This window comes from Dokdonella sp. (assembly GCF_035703485.1).
In the GTDB taxonomy this organism is placed as follows: Bacteria; Pseudomonadota; Gammaproteobacteria; order Xanthomonadales; family Rhodanobacteraceae; genus Dokdonella.
On record NZ_DASSYD010000050.1, the window covers coordinates 1 to 17615 of the forward strand.

Below are 17615 nucleotides of genomic sequence, written 5' to 3' on the forward strand. Positions count from 1 at the left end.
CCTTGCGCTCGTTGTTTGGTCGTGCCGTTGGCGATCTGGCCAATGACATTTCCACGACCAATGCTGCAATCAGCGCCAATCGTGCGCTTCTGGTTGCCAAGACCCTGACCCTTGGCAGCCACCATGCCTCGATTTCAATCAGCAATCTGTCCAACCAGAAAATGATCTACGTCGATGACAACGATGTGGCGCACCTGGTCTATGTCACATCGTTCTTCGCCGACAAGGGTGTAATTGCCTCTGGCGCCGGCATGCTTTCTGCCAGTCGTGCCGTAGTCAACCAACCGACCCGTCCGTTCGTCATCACTGATGCGCAGACCGGTGTCGTGCTCAAGCACTGGGATGGATTGACCACCTCGGAAATCGGCACCGGTCCCGGTGGCAACGCGAAAACCGGACAATACAACTGGGGCTCCGGCGGAAAATATGGTTACCTTGATGTTTCCCAGAGTGGATCGACCTGCACGATGAACAACACCGACGTGAAGTCGGTCAATCTCAACGGCAGCACGGGTGGCAGCACCACGGCATTCAGCTACACCTGCCCGAACAACACCTACAAGGCCATCAACGGCGCCTATTCGCCGATCAACGACGCACACTATTTCGGTGGCGTGATCCAGAACATGTACTCCGCCTATACCGGCAGCAAGGCATTGACCTTTCAGCTGATCATGCGCGTGCACTACGGTTCGAATTACGAGAACGCGTTCTGGAACGGCAGCAACATGAGCTTTGGCGACGGCGCGAGCACGTTCTATCCACTGACCAGTGTCGACGTGGCTGGTCACGAGGTCTCGCACGGCTATACCGAGCAGCACTCCAACCTGACCTACTCCGGCCAGTCCGGCGGCATGAACGAGGCCTTCTCGGACATGGGTGGTGAAGCGACCGAGTACTACTGGAAAGGCAGCAACGACTTCCTTGTCGGTCCGGAAATCTTCAAGGCATCCGGTGCCCTGCGCTACATGAACAATCCGCCGCAGGATGGTGGTTCGATCGACAACGCCGCCGACTACACCAGTTCGATGGACGTGCATTACTCCTCGGGCGTGTACAACAAGGCGTTCTACAAACTGGCGACCACTTCGGGCTGGAATACGCCGAGCGCGTTCAAGGTCTTCGCTCGCGCGAATGCCGTGTACTGGACGCCGAGCAGCACCTTCAACAGCGGTGCCTGCGGTGTCGAATCGGCTGCGACTGATCTCGGCCTGAGCTCGGCCGCAGTTACGGCTGCATTCAACAGTGTCGGAGTGAGTTGCTCGGGCGGCGGCGGTGGCAGCACCGGCGGTCCGCTGACCAATGGTGTTGCCGTGACCGGCATCGGCGCATCGAGTGGCAACTCGGTCAACTACACGCTGGCCGTACCGGCTGGAGCGACGAATCTCAACTTCGCCATGTCCGGCGGTAGTGGTGATGCCGACCTGTACGTGAAGTTCGGCAGCGCGCCAACCGATTCGAGCTACGACTGCCGTCCGTATGTTTCCGGCAACAACGAGTCCTGCCCGATATCGAGTGCCCAGGCTGGCACTTACTACGTTCGCATCAAGGCGTACTCGACCTTCTCCGGCGTCTCCCTGACCGGAAGCTATACGGCGCCAGCAAGCAACACGGCTCCGACCGCCAACTTCAGCTTCACGACCAGTGGTCTGACAGCCAGCTTCTCCGACAGCTCCAGCGACAGCGATGGCACGATTGCATCGCGTTCGTGGAACTTCGGCGATGGTGGTTCTTCCTCGTCAACCAATCCGAGCCACACCTACTCCTCGGCCGGCAGCTACAACGTCACACTGACGGTTACCGACAATGATGGTGCAACGGATTCCACGACCAAGTCTGTTTCGGTAAGTGGCGGTGGCGGCGGTGGCGGCAATGTTCTCCAGAACGGCGTTGCGGTAACGGGTCTTGCTGCATCTACCGGCAATCAGCTGGTCTACACGATGGTAGTTCCGTCAGGTGCCAGTGGTCTCAAGTTCGTGACCTCGGGCGGATCGGGTGATGGCGATCTCTATGTCAAGTTCGGTTCTGCACCAACGACATCAAGCTATGACTGCCGCTCGTGGGCTTCGGGTAACGGTGAAACCTGCAACATCAGCTCGGCCCAGGCCGGTACCTACTACGTCATGATCAATGCCTACTCAAGCTTCAGTGGCATGAGCCTGACCGGCAGCTTCTCCGCCGGCGGTGGTGGCGGTGGTTGCACCGCCAGCGGTACGGTCCTGTGTGACGGTTCGACGGTCAGCGGTTTGTCGGCAAGCAAGAACAACTGGACCTCGACCTACACGATTGACGTGCCGGCCGGTGCCAGCAATCTGACGGTTTCGATTGCCGGTGGTTCGGGTGATGCCGATCTGTATGTCCGTCTCGGATCCGCTCCGACGACAACCAGCTACAACTGCCGTCCGTACAAGAGCGGCAACAGTGAAACCTGCTCGTTCTCGTCACCAAGCGCAGGCAAGTACTACATCCGGGTTCGCGCCTATCAGGCGTTCTCGGGTGTCAGCCTGAGCACCAATATCACGCAATAGGAAGTAGCCAGCAACACCGCCAGAAATGGCATTGAAGCGGCAGCCGGAGCAATCTCGCTGCCGCTTTTTTTGATGGGACGCAGGGCCCCGACACAAGCCTCAAGGTGTTGTCGTCTCCAATTCCATGTGCGCCACTTGATCAGCGCCTGCCAAGACAACGCCGATAGCGGTCGTCGACGCGTTTGGCGAACCACTCTGTGGTCAGCTTGCGCGTGATCTTCGGGCTCTTGAGGGTGATCCGGGGAATCATTGCTCGCGGCAATGCACGATCTTCAACCTTTTCCGCCAGTTCGAAAACCGATTCATACAGGCGTGTTTTCACGAAGCGGGATTGGTCGCCTTTTTCGAGATCGCGACGGATCTGCGAATCGCTCAAGCCGAGTTGTTTGCCAAGCGCACGCACCGCGCGCTCGGTGGTGCCAATTTTGCTGCCGTCAGGCCTGCTGCCATACAGGATCAGGTCACCGTCATAGGCCAGTGGAATTCCGGATGCGAGACTCACGGCATTCTGGAATGCGGCATTGCGGCTTGCATACAAGCCGGCATTGAAATCGGCGAAGCGATAGATCATTTTCGAATAGTTGACTTCGTAACCAAGCAGATGCGCAATGCCGAAGTACATGCCGCCTCGACGCGTGAAAACCTCACGGCGGATCGATTCATTGATCGGATACGGATAGCCCTGATCCTTGGCAAGTTGCTCTGCAAAGCTGATGCTGACCTGCATCGGTCCGCCAGTTCGCACCGGATTGGAGTCGGCGAAAAGACGTTTGCCGAGAGGAACCGAGGCAATCAGATCTTCATAGATCAGACTCAGTTCGCGTTCGCTACGGATGCCATCCAGGCGTTCGTCATAGCGCCTTCCATCGGCCGACTTCAATTTCAATGCTGCGCTGACGGCGAACTTCGGGATGTGGTGGCGGGCGGCGCGTGTGTCGATCTCTTTGCGAGCGATGCGTGCCAGGTTGGGTACAACCGGATCAGCGGTAAACGTGGATTCCTGTTCGGTGACGGCCAATGCTGCACAGAGGTTCTCATCGCTGGGCTCGATTTCAAGCGCCGCGAATGCGGCCTGGATATCAGCCGCCCAGCCCTTGCGATCAGGCGTGCTTTTTGGCAACAGGGTGACCAGACGCGTACGTACTTCCAAGGGCCGAAACGCCGGTTCCTGCAGCGGCTGGCGCGTCGCGCAACCACCAACTGCAATCAGGCTGGCCATCAACGCAAAGCGGGTCAATCGGGTAGAAATCATGGGTTGGAGTCACTCTGGTTTGCCAGTCGAAGTGGGTGGCGGGATGCGTCTGCAAGCAGCAAGCTTTGCATCCAACCCGGCTTGCTCTGGTTCAGGCTGGAAACTTCATGCGGAGTATCTTCTGGTGGTGGCACCGGCATCCGTTTGCAAGCGATACCGCGACCCGAAGGCATCCGCCGATGGCCGTCATGGCATGACAGTCAATCCAGTCAGGAACCAACGTCGATTCGACGAATTGACGCTGATCTGTTAAGATTGAACACGCTGCTTGCTTGAATATTGCAACAAGATCAGCATCTTACTGATTCGCCGCCGCTTGCGCGCCGAATCATTCTGCACGCACCGACGTGCCTGTGCCAGCCTCCACTTCTTGCACTTTACGCCGTTCGTGTTCTTGCGATTCGAGTGCTTGTTCCCGCATGAATCGCCAATCTGGCAATCAGCAAGCCTCCTTCGGCAGCTAATCTGACAATCACTGCGCGCCAGTTTGAGTCCTCTTTCCCTGAACCTGCCCGTCCAACAAAGTGAGTTGAATGTCCTATTGCTCGATCACAATCGATAGCCGGTCAGTCCGCAGCGATGCGGTACCGACTCGCTTCGGAAATTTGATGAGCATGGATGTTTTTGGTCGGGGGAATCATTCTTTCAGGATTGCTGCGTTCAACCTGTTCAAGCGTGGACGACTGATGGCGATTCCGAGTGTCCGGATGGCTACCTCGGCAACGGCGAAGCGGGTCGTTGCGACAGCCTCTTTGGCAACGGATTCAATCAGTGGATCTCGTTCTATCCATCGAACGCGTGCGGCAATCGTGCCTCGCGAATCTTCTTCCGGAGCACACCTCGTATGACCATTCCTTTCGCGATCGCCGGCGTGCAGATGCACGTTCCAGCATTGTCCAGCAACCTGGCCGCCTTGATGCAAAGAATCGAGGTGGTCATGGCCCGCTTTCCCTGGACGCAGATGATCGTTTTCAGTGAACTGGCGCAATGCGGACCCGTACCGAATGCACCGGTGCAATTGCCCGGTCCGGAAGAGGCCTCGCTGCAAGCAGTCGCTGCCAAGCACGGCATCTGGCTGATTCCGGGTTCAGTGTTCGAGCGCGGAGCCGACGGCAAGCTGTATAACACCGCATCAGTCATTGATCCGAGCGGTGCCGTCGTCACCCGCTATCGGAAAATGTTTCCGTTTCGTCCGTATGAGCAGGATGTCACCGCCGGGAATCAGTTCTGCGTTTTCGATATTCCCGATGTCGGTCGCTTCGGTCTCTCGATCTGCTACGACATCTGGTTGCCGGAAACGACGCGCACCCTGACCGCGCTGGGCGCCGAAGTCCTTCTCCATCCGGTGTTGACCGGAACCATCGATCGCGATGTCGAGCTGGCCATCGCACGTGCCACTGCCGCGCAGTTCCAGTGCTATGTGTTCGACATCAATGGTCTGGACGCTGGCGGAATCGGCCGCTCGTGTGTGGTCGACCCGAGTGGCACGGTACTGGCGCAAGCGGGTGGCTCCAGCGAAACCCTGCCACTGGAAGTCGACATGGCTCGCGTCCGCCGCCAGCGCGAGGCGGGTGTCAATGGGCTCGGTCAACCGCTGAAAAGCTTTCGCGATCGAGAAGTCGACTTTTCTGTCTACCGCCGCGAGGCGGGCGTCGATGCCTATCTGCATACGCTGGGACCGCTTGCGATTCCCGGCAAGGGTGAAAAGGCAGGCATCGGAGTTGCCGCACCCTCCCACGCGCTGCCACCAAACGGGATCCCGCCGCAGCGAAATTGAAGGCTCCATGATCACGGCAGCCGATCCCAAACCCGTATCCGCATCGAGAAGGAGTGACCCGTGAGTACAACCGACGCCAAGCCACCATTGATCGGTACCACGCAGGATGAAGCGGCTCCTGGCCCGGCAGGCCAGACCAGAGTGCCTGGCATTCGCGATGGGGCCGTCGCAGGCGGTGGAAATCCTTCGTCATTGAGCGAGTACTACTCGGCATCGCAATTGCGCAACGACCGTTGGACTTCGCTGAAAAGCATTGCCGGACAACTGGCCAGTTCGACCCGTGCCGAGCAGCGCGAGAAATTGATCGATAAAGCGCATCACCTGTTGCGGGCGCTTGGGCCAATCGAGGCCTATTGGGCATTCCCTGGCCGACGCGGCCTTGAGCAACTGCTCAGGATGCTGGCCCGCGGCGATCATGCCGACTTTGCTCGCGCGGTGACGCGCATGGTTCGCGCCTTGCAGAGCGGCACCTACCGGCGCCGCCTCGGTGAGTATTTCAGCGACACCGAGCGCGACATCAATGATGAAGAGGACAACGTTGAAACGCAGGAACAACGCGTGCGTTCGCGCCCGTTTTTCGAGGTTCTCATCGTCGACGATCTCGGCCCGGCGCAACAGGATGCGCAATGCATCGCCCTGCGCGAACAGCGCCGCGATGATGATCGATTCGTCTACGAGTCGGTAATCGTAAACACGTTCGAAGATGCGCTGATTGGGGTGTTGTTCAATACCAATATCCAATCGGTTGTCGTCCGCCATGATTTTGATTTCGCTTCGGACAATCGACTTGAGATCCTGCAGCGTTACCTGCGCCGGATCGGCGACGAGGAGCTGACCACGATCGATCCGGAAGACTACGGTCCCGAGTTGTGCCGCGTGTTGCGCAAGATTCGTCCGGAACTCGATGTCTTCCTGGTCACCGATCGGTCGGTCGAGGAAATTGCAGGGCGCGATCTTGGCGGCTGTGCGCGGGTCTTCTACAACCAGGAAGACTTCACCGAGCTGCATCTGAACATCCTGCGTGGCGTCAACTCGCGCTACAACACGCCGTTCTTCAATGCGCTCAAGGAAACTTCAAGCAGCCGACCGGCGTCTTCCATGCCATGCCGATCAGCCGCGGCAAGTCGCTGATCCGATCGAACTGGATTCGCGACATGAGCGAGTTCTATGGCATGAACATCTTCCTCGCCGAAACTTCGGCGACCTCCGGCGGACTCGATTCCCTGCTCGAGCCGACCGGCCCGATCAAGCGCGCCCAGGAGCTGGCCGCGCGCGCGTTCGGCGCACGCCAGACCTTCTTTGCGACCAATGGCACCTCGACCTGCAACAAGATCGTGGTCCAGGCGATCGTGCGACCCGGCGACATCGTGCTGGTCGATCGCGATTGCCACAAATCGCATCACTACGGCATGGTCCTCGCCGGCGCCAACGTGGTCTATCTCGACAGCTATCCGTTGAGCGAGTACTCGATGTATGGCGCGGTGCCACTGCGCGAGATCAAGCACGCGCTGCTCAAGCTCAAGGCCGCCGGCAAGCTGCATCGCGTACGCATGCTGCTGCTGACCAACTGCACCTTTGACGGCATCATCTACAACGTCGAGCGGGTGATGGAGGAATGCCTCGCGATCAAACCCGATCTGGTCTTCCTGTGGGATGAAGCCTGGTTCGCCTTCGCGCGCTTTTCGCCGACCTACCGCTTGCGCACGGCAATGAATACGGCACAAGTGCTGCGCGCGCGCTTCCGTGATCCCGCCTATGCGGAGCGCTACGAAGCCCATCGCAAGGAAATCGAGAACTTCACCGACGAGCAACTGCTCGAAACGCGCCTGATGCCGGATCCGGCCAAGGCCAGAGTGCGCGCCTACGCGACCCAGTCCACGCACAAGACCCTGACTTCGTTGCGCCAGGGATCAATGATCCATGTCCATGATCAGGACTTCAAAGGCTCGGTCGAACAGGCTTTCCACGAGGCTTACATGACGCATACCTCGACCTCGCCGAACTACCAGATCATCGCCTCGCTCGATGTCGGTCGCCGCCAGGTTGAACTGGAAGGTTTCGAATTTGTGCAAAAGCAGATCGAAGCGGCCATGACGATGCGCAAGGCGATCGACTCGCACCCTTTGCTGAAGCGCTATTTCAAGGTGCTCTCGGTCAAGGAACTGATTCCCTCCGATCATCGCGAGTCCGGAATCGAGGCCTACTGGGACAGGGAGCAGGGCTGGAATGACACCTGGAACGCGTTTGTCAGCGACGAGTTCGCGCTGGATGCCTCACGCGTGACCCTGGCCGTCGGCAACGCCGGCTACGACGGCGATACCTTCAAGAACGAAGTGCTGATGAACAAGCACGGTATCCAGATCAACAAGACCTCGCGCAACACGGTCCTGTTCATGACCAATATCGGTACCACGCGATCGTCGGTGGCTTATCTGATCGAAGTGCTGGTTCGCGTGGCCCAGGATCTTGATGCACAGCTTGAGGACGCCAGCAGCATGGAGCGTCGTGCTTTCGAGCGCCGGGTCAAGTCGTTGACCATGGAGTATCCGCCGCTCCCGGACTTCTCGCGTTTCCACGACAGTTTTCGCCGCGGTCGCGCCGAGGATACGGCGGAAGGTGACCTGCGCACGGCGTATTTCATAGCCTATGACGAGGCCAACTGCGACTACTTCCCGATCGAGGATGGCTCAATGGAAGCGGCCATGGATGCCGGCCGCGAGCTGGTCTCGACTGCTTTCATCATCCCGTATCCCCCCGGATTTCCGATTCTGGTTCCTGGCCAGGTGATCTCGAAGGAAATCCTGCATTTCATGCGCGCGCTGGACGTCAAGGAAATCCATGGTTACCGGACAGACCTCGGCCTGCGCGTCTTTACCGACGAGGCGCTCGAACGCGCCCATTCCGAATCTTCCCAATAGCAGGAGCCCACAAGCATGGCCGCACGCCGCAAGCTCAAGAACATTTCCGAGGTCCGCCGCTTCTTTCATCGATTCGAGGAGCCGATCTATTTCGTCAGTGCCACCAACTTCAACCTGCTCGGCCTCGACGAGTGGGTGAAGAACTTCAAATTCATCAGCTACATCGACTGTTACGACGGCCAGCATCCGAATGTCTTCTCTCCGTCCGAACACCCGCATGCCGAGTTCCAGTCGATCGAGGACATCAACAATTATCTTCTGCAACACAAGGAAGTGATCGATCACATCGAACGACGCGGCGGCAAGCCGAAGTTCATCTTCCTCATGTTCGACGAAAAAACCGAAGCGCTGTCGAAGGAGCTCGGGGCCAAGGTCTGGTTCCCGAAAGCCAAGCTGCGCAATCGCATCGACAACAAGATCGAAACGGTACGCATCGGCAACAAGGCCAAGGTGCCGAGCGTGCCCAATGCGCTGGCCGTGATCGATGATTACGCGCAACTGACGAAGGTCGCCGAAAAGGCGAAACTCGGCTCGGATCTGGTCCTGCAATCGGCCTATGGCGATTCCGGACACACGACGTTTTTCATCAAGTCCGAGGCCGACTTCCGCAAGCACCAGCACGATATCGTCGGTCACGGCGAGATCAAGGTCATGAAGCGCATCAACTGCCGCGGTGCCGCCATCGAGGCCTGTGCAACCAAGCAGGGCACGATCGTCGGTCCGTTGATGACCGAGCTGGTCGGATTCAATGAACTGACCCCGTATCGCGGCGGCTGGTGCGGCAACGAGATTTTTGCCAACGCATTCTCGACCAAGGTTCGCGACAAGGCGCGTGACTACACCTTTGCGTTCGGTGAACAGTTGCGCAAGGAAGGCTATCGCGGCTATTTCGAGCTCGATTTCCTTGTCGACACCAAGACTCGCGACATCTACCTCGGTGAGCTCAATCCGCGCATCACTGGTGCCAGTTCGATGACCAACCATGCCGCCTTCGCGCACGCCGATGCGCCGCTGGCACTGTTCCATCTGCTTGAGTTTTCCGATGTGCCGTTTGATATCGATATTGCCGAGCTCAATGCGCGCTGGGCCGATCCGGAAAACATCGACTCGTGGTGCCAGATGGTTATCAAGCACACCGACGATTCAATCGACCGCATCACCCAGGCGCCCGAGACTGGCATCTGGCGCATGCGCGAAGATGGCAGTATCGAGTTCGATCGGTTCGACTATCACCGTCGCGCCGTCAGCAGCGAAAACGAGGCGTTTTTCCTGCGCATCCTGAAAACCGGCGACTATCGCTATGAAGGTGCCGACCTCGGCATCCTGGTTACCCGCGGGCGCGCCATGACGGATCGCTTCACGCTGACCGAGCGTTCGCGCAAGTGGATCGATGGCATTCGTTCGCATTATTCCGCCGAGCCACTGGCGGGGCCGGTGCCAAGCGAAATTCCGGAGCATACTTTCAAGTTCCTTTGAACAAAAACCGTTTCGGAGTCCAAGCATGAGCGCGTCGTGTATCTGACTTTCAACGCGATCGCCGATGATCCGGGCAGCTCGATCTGGCAAGGCTTGTTCCAGCGTCTATGGCCGGCCTATCGGCGCTGGTACCTGCGTGATGGTCATCTGGCGCGGCCGACCTACCTGGACTGTCGACGCGCGCTCGAAGTGCATATGCCGGAGTTTGTTCCACGCTGGAGGCGGCTCGTTGAACTGGCCGGTGATGGCGATGTGGCGGCGCGGTTCCTGAGCCTGTGGTGTCCGCCTGCCTACGACAGCGCCTGTTCGCAGGCGGTGTGGCCCGGCGAGGAGCCGCTGCTGGTGCGCAACTACGACTACTCGGCCAAGTATTTCGATGCGGTCTGCCTGCATACGCATTGGGGTCCGCAACAAGTGATCGGCACCAGCGATTGCCTGGTCGGGCTCGTCGATGGCATCAACGAATCAGGCCTGGCCCTCTCGCTGACATTTGGCGGACGCAATGTCGTCGGTGTCGGCTTCGGTGTGCCCATCGTGCTGCGCTATGTGCTGGAGACCTGCACAACTGCCGAGCAGGCAGCGACAACCCTGGCGCGCATTCCCGTCCACATGGCCTACAACGTAACCGCGCTCGACCGTGCAGGGCACCGGACGACGGTTTTCCTCGCGCCGGATCGCGCCGCACTGGTCACCAACAGTCCGGTGGCGACCAATCATCAGCCGGGCGATGCCGGTTCCATCGACGCCTATCAGACCGCGACTATCGAGCGTGAACGATTCCTCCTCGGCCGCCTCATGCTGCATGAGGATCCGGCCGAGCGATTCATTGGCGCATTCCTGCGTCCACCGCTGTTTTCGCTGGCCTACGAACGCCAGCGCGGCACCTTGTACACGGCCGCGCTGTGGCCTCGGCAGCACAAGTTGAGCTATCGCTGGCCGCACGCCGAATGGACGCTGAGCCTGGATTCCTTCGAGCCGGGAAGCCGTCGCATCGTGCATCCGGCAGCCGAATCGGTGGCGGTTTGATCCGGCAAGCTCAATTTCATAGAGGCGAGAGGAGGAATGGATGTCGAATCAGGCGGCGAAACCGATAGAGACGAATTCAAGGCGGCCCGTGCTGCGCAAAGTGCTTGGCCGCTTCGGATTCTTTGCTCTGGCCTTCGGCTCGATGATCGGCGTCGGCTGGGTGACCTCGATCGGCAGTTGGCTGAGTCTGGCCGGCCCCGGCGGCGCGGTGCTGGCTTTTCTGATCGGCGGCGCAGTCATGCTCTGCATCGGACTTTGCTATGCCGAACTGACTCCGATGCTGCCGGTTGCCGGCGGTGAAGTGGCCTATGCCTACAAGGCCTTTGGCACGTTCAAGGCATTTCTGGTCGGCTGGGTACTGGCCTTCGGTTACGTCAGCATCTCCGGATTCGAAGCGATCTCGATTGGTCGTGTGCTGAGCTATCTGCTGCCGTCGATTGATCAATGGCCACTCTACACATTGGCCGGGTCAACCGTGTACGCCAGTCATATCCTGCTCGGCGTCGCCTGCACCGCGGCGATCACCTGGGTCAACTGGATTGGTGCGCGTTCGGCAGCGCGCCTGCAGGTCTGGTTGACGGTTGCCTTTGTCGCGGTCACTGCGGTCTTCATCGTCGCCGGTTTCAGTGCCGGCGATCGCGCCCACCTGTCGCCGTTGTTCGCAGGCGCCAGTCAGGGCGGGGCGCTGGCCGGATTGCTCGCCGTACTGGTCACCATTCCGTTCTGGTTTGTTGGTTTCGATACGATTCCTCAAGGTGCCGAGGAGGCGTCAGCTTCGGTCAAACCGCGCTTGCTGGCCTTGCTGATTGTTGGCTCGATTCTGGCCGCGATCGCTTTCTATGTACTGATTATCCTCAGCGTGGCCGTGCTCGGGCCGTGGCAGACGCTGGTCACGGCGGATCTGCCGGCGGCGCATGCCTTCGAACTGGCGTTCCAGTCGCCGTGGTTGCGAGATCTGGTTCTGATTGCGGCGCTGCTCGGCTTGTTCACCAGCTGGAACGGGTTCTTCCTCGCCGGATCACGCGTCGTATTCGCACTGGGTCGTGCCCGCATCATCCCGCTCGTGTTTGGTCAGACCCATGAGCGCCACGGCACGCCGCATCGGGCTGTTCTGCTGGTCGGCGGGCTGACCGTACTGGCGCCGATGCTTGGACGTGATGCACTGCTCGCCCTGGTCAACGCCGGATCGTTCTGTATCGCCCTTGCATTCTTCGGTGTGTCCTTGTCGTTGCTGCGCCTGCGTCGGGACTATCCCGATCACCCACGACCCTTTCGCCTCAAAGCCGCGCGGCTGGTTGCCGGCATCGCCGCACTCGGTTCGTTGTCGATGCTTGTTGCGATGATCGTGCCCGGCAGTCCGGCCGCCTTGAGCTGGCCGCGCGAGTTCATCGTGCTGGCAATCATGTTCGGTGCGGGAGGCTTGCTCTGGCTTACCGCATCAGCCAGCAGAAACGCGATTTCTGCGCAACAGCGCGCGAAGCTGATTCTGGATTGACGCGCCTGATTTCGGCCAGACACGGGGAGAAGGAGATTTCCCCCAATCGCTTCGAATGCTCATTGGGCTCTGCGTTGAAGCGCTGATTTTCACTTTCGGCAGGACCGCTCAATGGCCAGCGCTGGCTGCGGACCGGCGTGGCATCTTTCTGACATGTCATGTTTTTCCGCCAAACCGTGTGTTTCTCCCCGAGGACGCGAAATCGATCGCATTTGCCGGACTCGTGAGCCAGCCAGAAGATCCGGCTGGACGCACACGAGGCTGGACATCAGCCAATTCGATTCGAATTTCGCGCTCCTCGAACTCATCGGCGCCGTAGCGGATGCGCACGGCGGCGGAATTACATGGTTGATCGAGGGAGAAACAGAAATGATCAAGTACATCCTGCTGGCAGCAGCGTGGATGCTGCCTCTTGCCGCCGCGCCCGCGCAGGCGGCCACCCCCTGGGACGTCATCGTCAAGGAATCGATTGATGCGACCCAGCCTATCGATATTCCGACCTCGCCGGATGGCACGGCCACACCGAGCGATCTGACCCTGGATACCAGCTTTTTGAATACGGGAATGATTTCGGTGTATCCAATCCCTGCGCCGCCCAACGCCACCACTATCGAGGATGGCCTGCGTGTATTTCCGAACATCGTATGTTCCGGGTTGCCGATTCTTCTCTGCGATCACCGGGGCTATTACGTCGTCGCTCGGGTCAAGAACACGGATGGCAGCTGGCAATCGGCGATAACGAGCAGAAAGGCGGATGGCACGCTTGATCTCGCCTTCGGCACAGCCGGATGGATGTATCCCAGCACCCATCTCACCGAAGTTGTGGACGCTGCGATGGCATCCGGCCGCATGTATATCCTTTCGACCGTCGACATCGTTGGCATACCGATGATGCGCGTCACCTGTACGGATTTGGCCACCGGCAGCAATTGTTCGGGGTTTGCCGCAGTCATCAGTTTTGGTGCGACCAGCGGCGGCTCAATACGCAGCGCCTACGCGCGGCGCATTGTCTACGACAGCCGCTATGGACTATTCATCGCCGGCCGCGTGTGGACAGTCGCCCGCGGCTGGGAGGTCGCGATTGCGCGCCTCAATGCGGACACCGGCGCACTGGTCACCGAATTTCGTGGCGATGGCACCAACATCGGCTTGCCGAGCTGGAGCATGCAAACGAATTCGGCGGCCGATGTATTCGACCTGAAAGTCGCACCCTCCGGCACCCCGGGTGGTGAACGTCTCTACGTTGCAGGCATCGTCAACCGCAATGCGATTGACGTCGATGGGTTTGTCCTCGGCCTCAATCCGAACAACGGATTCACCGCCACGAGCTGGGTCGGGATCTATTACGAATCCGACAACATCGGCAGCAAGCAGGATGCAGCCACCGCCATAACCGTTCTGCGCAATGGAAAAGTGGCCGTGGCCGGCTGGTCGGAAACGGATACCGCAGGCGAACGCTCGATGATTCTCGGACGCCTCGATTCAGATGGAAACTATGACCCATCATTCTGCACTGGTGGCCCGGCCTGCAAACGCAACGATCCGTGGCCCAACGTGGTCGACGACGACTTGCCCACGGCCATCGCCGAACGCTCCGGCAATCGGGATCTGGTGATCGCACTCAAGCATCGGCGTCCGGCCGCCAATGATCCGCGCCCGCGCCAGCTGGTTGTCCAGTACAGCGCCAATGGCAACGTGAAACATGCGCAGCGGACCCTGGACTTTCCAGCCGCCAGCGGGGTCACCGCATGGTCACGACCGTTCGGCATGTGGGTGGGCAACATTGCGCCCTTGTTCTCCCCGGAAAATGAAGTCGTCGTGGTCACCGGCACGCGCCTCTACACCGCCACCGACTACGACGCCACACTGAGCCAGATGTTCGCCAACGACAGCATCTTCGCCGATCAATTTGGTGGACCACAAGGCGACTGAGAACCGCCAGACCATGGTGCGATTTTGGCGCAACCCGGAGCAATTCGGGTTGCGCATTTTTTTCAGCCAGATTCCGCTCCGGTTTCTGTCAAAACCCAGACGCGATCTGATGCCAGTGAATCCTGCCCGGGGCCGCCGAGATGATCCTGAATCGCTGGAACATACCCATTGGTTCTTTGTACGTCGGTAGCCTGCCGTCACTGCTGGCAGGTTCTGGCACCCCGATGATTCGGACAAGCAACAGGACGCATTGCCGCAGGCAATTGAGAAGCCCTGCAGAAGTGCGCATACTCCAACGACCGGATTTCCGTTCGCGAGGGTTTCGCAATCGTGACTTCATCACCTGCTTGCGACGCATGAATGCTGCGGACGGGATTTCCCCCGAAGACACCCTGGGTCTCGTTCAACGCTGTGCCAATGGTGACGAGGCAGCGTACAACCAACTGTTCCAGGCGATCTATGAGGATCTGCGGCGGCGCGCACACCTGCAGCTTTCAGGCCGACGCGACGGCACCATGTCGACCACCTTGCTGGTCCATGAAACCTATCTGAAGCTGGCCGGCACTCGGCTGGCTCTGAATGATCGCGCGCACTTTTTCGCGATCGCCGCTCGCGCCATGCGCCAGATCCTGATCAATGCGGCGCGAGATCGTGCGGCGCAGAAGCGCGGTGGCGACCAGCAGCGGGTCACCTTCGACCAGAGTGCAATGGTGGCGCCGGAGCTGAGCCACGATTTGCTCGGCCTCGATGCAGCCATGAAGGCGCTTGAAGCCAATGACGCACGTCTGGCCCAGGTTGTTGAATTGCATTTTTTTGCGGGCCTCGATTTTGCCCGGATTGCCGAGCTGCTTGGCCTCTCCGAACGCACCGTGGCGCGAGACTGGCGCGCCGCCCGCGCCATGTTGCGTCTGCACCTGGAAACTCCGCCGTGAACTCACGCTGCGCCGATCTGCTGCGCGAGGCGCTGGATCTGCCGGAAACGGAACGGCAAGCGTTTCTCGAACAGGTCAGCGCAGGCGATGAATCCTTGCGCGCGTGCCTGTTGCGGCTGCTCGAACTCGATACCGATGTCGATCCGTTTCTGGACGCCCCGCTGGATGGCGTCATCGCTGGTCTAATGGCCAATCAACCTGTTCCTGCAGAAGACCTGGATGATGTGGCGATCGGTCAGCGCATCGGCCCATGGAAAGTCATCAGCAAGCTCGGCTCGGGCGGCATGGGCAGCGTCTGGTTGGCCGAGCGCGCTGATGGTGTGTTTAGCCAAAGCGTCGCGCTGAAGACCATCAAGCTCGGCATGGACTCAGCTCTGGTGCTTGCGCAGTTCCGTCGTGAGCGCGATCTGCTGGCGCGCCTTCAGCACCCCAATATTGCCAGTTTGATTGATGGTGGCGTTGATGATCGTGGTCGACCCTGGTTTGCCATGGATCATGTGTCGGGTGTTGAGCTGCGTGAATGGATCAAGACGAAGCCGCCACTAGCCGATCGCCTGCACCTGTTCGAAAAGCTCTGTCGTGCGGTGTCGTATGCGCACCAGCAACTGGTTATTCATCGCGATATCAAGCCCGGCAACGTGATGGTGCAGCCCGATGGCGAGCCGAAGTTGCTTGATTTCGGCATTGCCAAACTGCTCGCCGAAGACGATCCCGATGAAACCGTGACGCTGTACCGATTTGCTAGTCGCAGCTATGCCGCTCCGGAACAGTGGCGCGGTGAAGCAGTCAGTACCGTAACCGATGTCTACTCACTGGGCGCGCTGCTGTTCGAAATGTTGACCGGGGAGCGCTACGCCTCGTTGCATCAAGATACGACCACTCCAATGCCGCCGAGCCACGCGGCGCGGCTGAGTCCGGGCGGCTCAGCTGTGCTGGCAACCGGGCTGCGCGGCGATCTCGATGCCATCGTCACGCGTGCCCTGGCCGAGGAGCCGACACGCCGGTATCCGAGCGTCCTGTCCATGGCCGAGGACGTAAGCAACTACCTCTCCGGTCGCCCCGTACATGCTCGTCCGGACAGCGGTTGGTACCGCTTGCGCAAGCTGGTCGTGCGTAATCGTGTGGCGAGCATGGCGCTGGTTGCCGCAGTGCTGGCATTGATTGCCGGTTTGACGATCAGCGTGCGGCAGACTTCAATTGCCGAGCAGCAGGCGCGTCGCGCCGAGGCAGTTACCCACTACCTTACCGGCCTGTTCGATTCCGGTCGCAGCAACAGTGGTGGTACCCAGGTACGTGATCGCACCGTGCAAACGCTGCTGGAGGATAGTGCAAATCAACTTCGAGGCAAGCTTGAAAAGCAGCCGGATGTGCGTGATGAGCTGTACACGATCCTGGTCGAGATATTCGACTCCAATGATCTGCCCGAGCGTTCGCTGACTCTTGCCCAGGAGCGAGTTGACAGCGCCGAGGCTGCGTGGGGAGTCAATGACGCTCGCGTAGCTCCGGCACTGATCATGCTGGCTGGTGTATCCATCAATCACGGCAAGCTCGATCAGGTGCCGGAGCTGTTGCAGCGTGCCGAGAAGTTGCTTGATGCAGCACGCGATCACGAATCGCTTGCTCGCGCACAACTGTTGCGCTGGCAGGGCTTCTACACCTATGTGGTTGAAGACCATCCAGTGTACGAGGGCAATCCACTTATCGCATCTGTCGCACTCCTGCGAAATCACTACGCGGAGAATGACGAATTGCTATCGACGCTCTACCAGCTAACCATGCTAGCCATGGCGGACCACAAATACGCGCCAGCTCAGAATGCAATTGATGAAATGCGCCTGCGTGCGAAGGCGCGTTATGGCGGTCACAACATGTATTCGACAATCGCCGACTTCTCCGAGGCTAACCTGAATCTGCGATCCGGCAGTCCGGATAAAGCCTATGAAATTGGTACTCGCGGTATCGAAGATGTGCGCCATTTCGAAGGTGAGCACCACCACGACGTACTGCAGTTCCAAAACCTGCGCATTCTGGCCTTGTTGAAAGGGAATCGATTGGACGAGGCGCGCGCGATCTGGAAAGAAGCGGATGCACAGCGTCAGCGAGATTGGCCGGATGATGAAGAGCTGCGGGCTACATTTTCCGATCTGGAAGAGCGGTTGCATTGACGCCGGACATCCTCACAACAGTCATCTGACACGTCGCGCACTCTTCATCGCGAGAGCGATCGGAACTGGCTTCTGCCATTGCGCGCACTTGGCCTGCGCTCGTTTTGGATTTAG

At 59.4% G+C, this 17615-nt stretch carries 11 protein-coding genes; 10 read left to right on the top strand and 1 reads right to left on the bottom strand.

Annotated features, from left to right (window positions below; genetic code table 11):
- Window positions 1-2: 2 nt before the first annotated feature.
- Window positions 3-2528: a pre-peptidase C-terminal domain-containing protein gene (locus VFN25_RS03845; protein ID WP_414648847.1), complete on the top strand. Its 2526-nt coding sequence runs from the start codon at window positions 3-5 to the stop codon at window positions 2526-2528.
- 139 nt (window positions 2529-2667) lie between these two features.
- Here VFN25_RS03845 and VFN25_RS03850 read toward each other — a convergent pair whose 3' ends face one another.
- Entirely contained in the window at window positions 2668-3780 is a 1113-nt protein-coding gene (locus tag VFN25_RS03850) for a DUF1615 domain-containing protein (RefSeq protein ID WP_325139009.1), read from the bottom strand.
- An 844-nt stretch (window positions 3781-4624) separates the two neighbouring features.
- On the opposite strand from VFN25_RS03850, the gene VFN25_RS03855 reads away from it, so the two are divergent.
- The 9 genes from VFN25_RS03855 to VFN25_RS03895 all read left to right on the top strand — a co-directional run bounded on the left by VFN25_RS03855 (window position 4625) and on the right by VFN25_RS03895 (window position 17501).
- The gene (locus VFN25_RS03855; protein ID WP_325139011.1) at window positions 4625-5557 is read left to right on the top strand and encodes a carbon-nitrogen hydrolase family protein; all 933 of its coding nucleotides are present in this window, start codon (window positions 4625-4627) and stop codon (window positions 5555-5557) included.
- A gap of 60 nt (window positions 5558-5617) precedes the next feature.
- A complete protein-coding gene (locus VFN25_RS03860) occupies window positions 5618-6688 on the top strand; it encodes a hypothetical protein (protein ID WP_325139013.1) in 1071 nt (356 codons plus the stop codon).
- A gap of 23 nt (window positions 6689-6711) precedes the next feature.
- Window positions 6712-8475 carry a hypothetical protein gene (locus VFN25_RS03865; protein ID WP_325139015.1) on the top strand — a complete coding sequence of 588 codons (1764 nt, stop codon included), beginning with the start codon at window positions 6712-6714 and terminating at the stop codon, window positions 8473-8475.
- A gap of 15 nt (window positions 8476-8490) precedes the next feature.
- Window positions 8491-9951, top strand: a complete 1461-nt coding sequence (locus tag VFN25_RS03870; protein WP_325139017.1) for a biotin carboxylase — start codon at window positions 8491-8493, stop codon at window positions 9949-9951.
- Between the two features lie 36 nt (window positions 9952-9987).
- Window positions 9988-10977 (top strand): C45 family peptidase, encoded by a 990-nt coding sequence (locus tag VFN25_RS03875; RefSeq protein ID WP_325139019.1) that lies wholly within the window; start codon window positions 9988-9990, stop codon window positions 10975-10977.
- A gap of 40 nt (window positions 10978-11017) precedes the next feature.
- The gene (locus VFN25_RS03880; RefSeq protein WP_325139020.1) at window positions 11018-12472 is read left to right on the top strand and encodes an APC family permease; all 1455 of its coding nucleotides are present in this window, start codon (window positions 11018-11020) and stop codon (window positions 12470-12472) included.
- Window positions 12473-12841: 369 nt separating this feature from the next.
- Complete coding sequence (locus VFN25_RS03885; RefSeq protein ID WP_325139022.1) at window positions 12842-14404, top strand: hypothetical protein; 1563 nt, start codon at window positions 12842-12844, stop codon at window positions 14402-14404.
- 356 nt (window positions 14405-14760) lie between these two features.
- Window positions 14761-15336, top strand: coding sequence for an ECF-type sigma factor (locus tag VFN25_RS03890; RefSeq protein ID WP_325139024.1), 576 nt, complete (start codon window positions 14761-14763; stop codon window positions 15334-15336).
- Window positions 15333-17501 carry a serine/threonine-protein kinase gene (locus VFN25_RS03895; RefSeq protein WP_325139026.1) on the top strand — a complete coding sequence of 723 codons (2169 nt, stop codon included), beginning with the start codon at window positions 15333-15335 and terminating at the stop codon, window positions 17499-17501. Before VFN25_RS03890 ends, VFN25_RS03895 begins: the two co-directional genes overlap by 4 nt.
- Window positions 17502-17615 lie beyond the last annotated feature (114 nt).

What these genes read in the sequence shown, in the direction of transcription:
- VFN25_RS03850 (WP_325139009.1), bottom strand. Translation starts at nt 3,780, where the DNA reads ATGATTTCTACCCGATTGACCCGCTTTGCGTTGATGGCCAGCCTGATT.
- VFN25_RS03870 (WP_325139017.1), top strand. Translation starts at nt 8,491, where the DNA reads ATGGCCGCACGCCGCAAGCTCAAGAACATTTCCGAGGTCCGCCGCTTC.
- VFN25_RS03865 (WP_325139015.1), top strand. Translation starts at nt 6,712, where the DNA reads ATGAGCGAGTTCTATGGCATGAACATCTTCCTCGCCGAAACTTCGGCG.
- VFN25_RS03855 (WP_325139011.1), top strand. Translation starts at nt 4,625, where the DNA reads ATGACCATTCCTTTCGCGATCGCCGGCGTGCAGATGCACGTTCCAGCA.
- VFN25_RS03890 (WP_325139024.1), top strand. Translation starts at nt 14,761, where the DNA reads ATGAATGCTGCGGACGGGATTTCCCCCGAAGACACCCTGGGTCTCGTT.
- VFN25_RS03880 (WP_325139020.1), top strand. Translation starts at nt 11,018, where the DNA reads ATGTCGAATCAGGCGGCGAAACCGATAGAGACGAATTCAAGGCGGCCC.
- VFN25_RS03885 (WP_325139022.1), top strand. Translation starts at nt 12,842, where the DNA reads ATGATCAAGTACATCCTGCTGGCAGCAGCGTGGATGCTGCCTCTTGCC.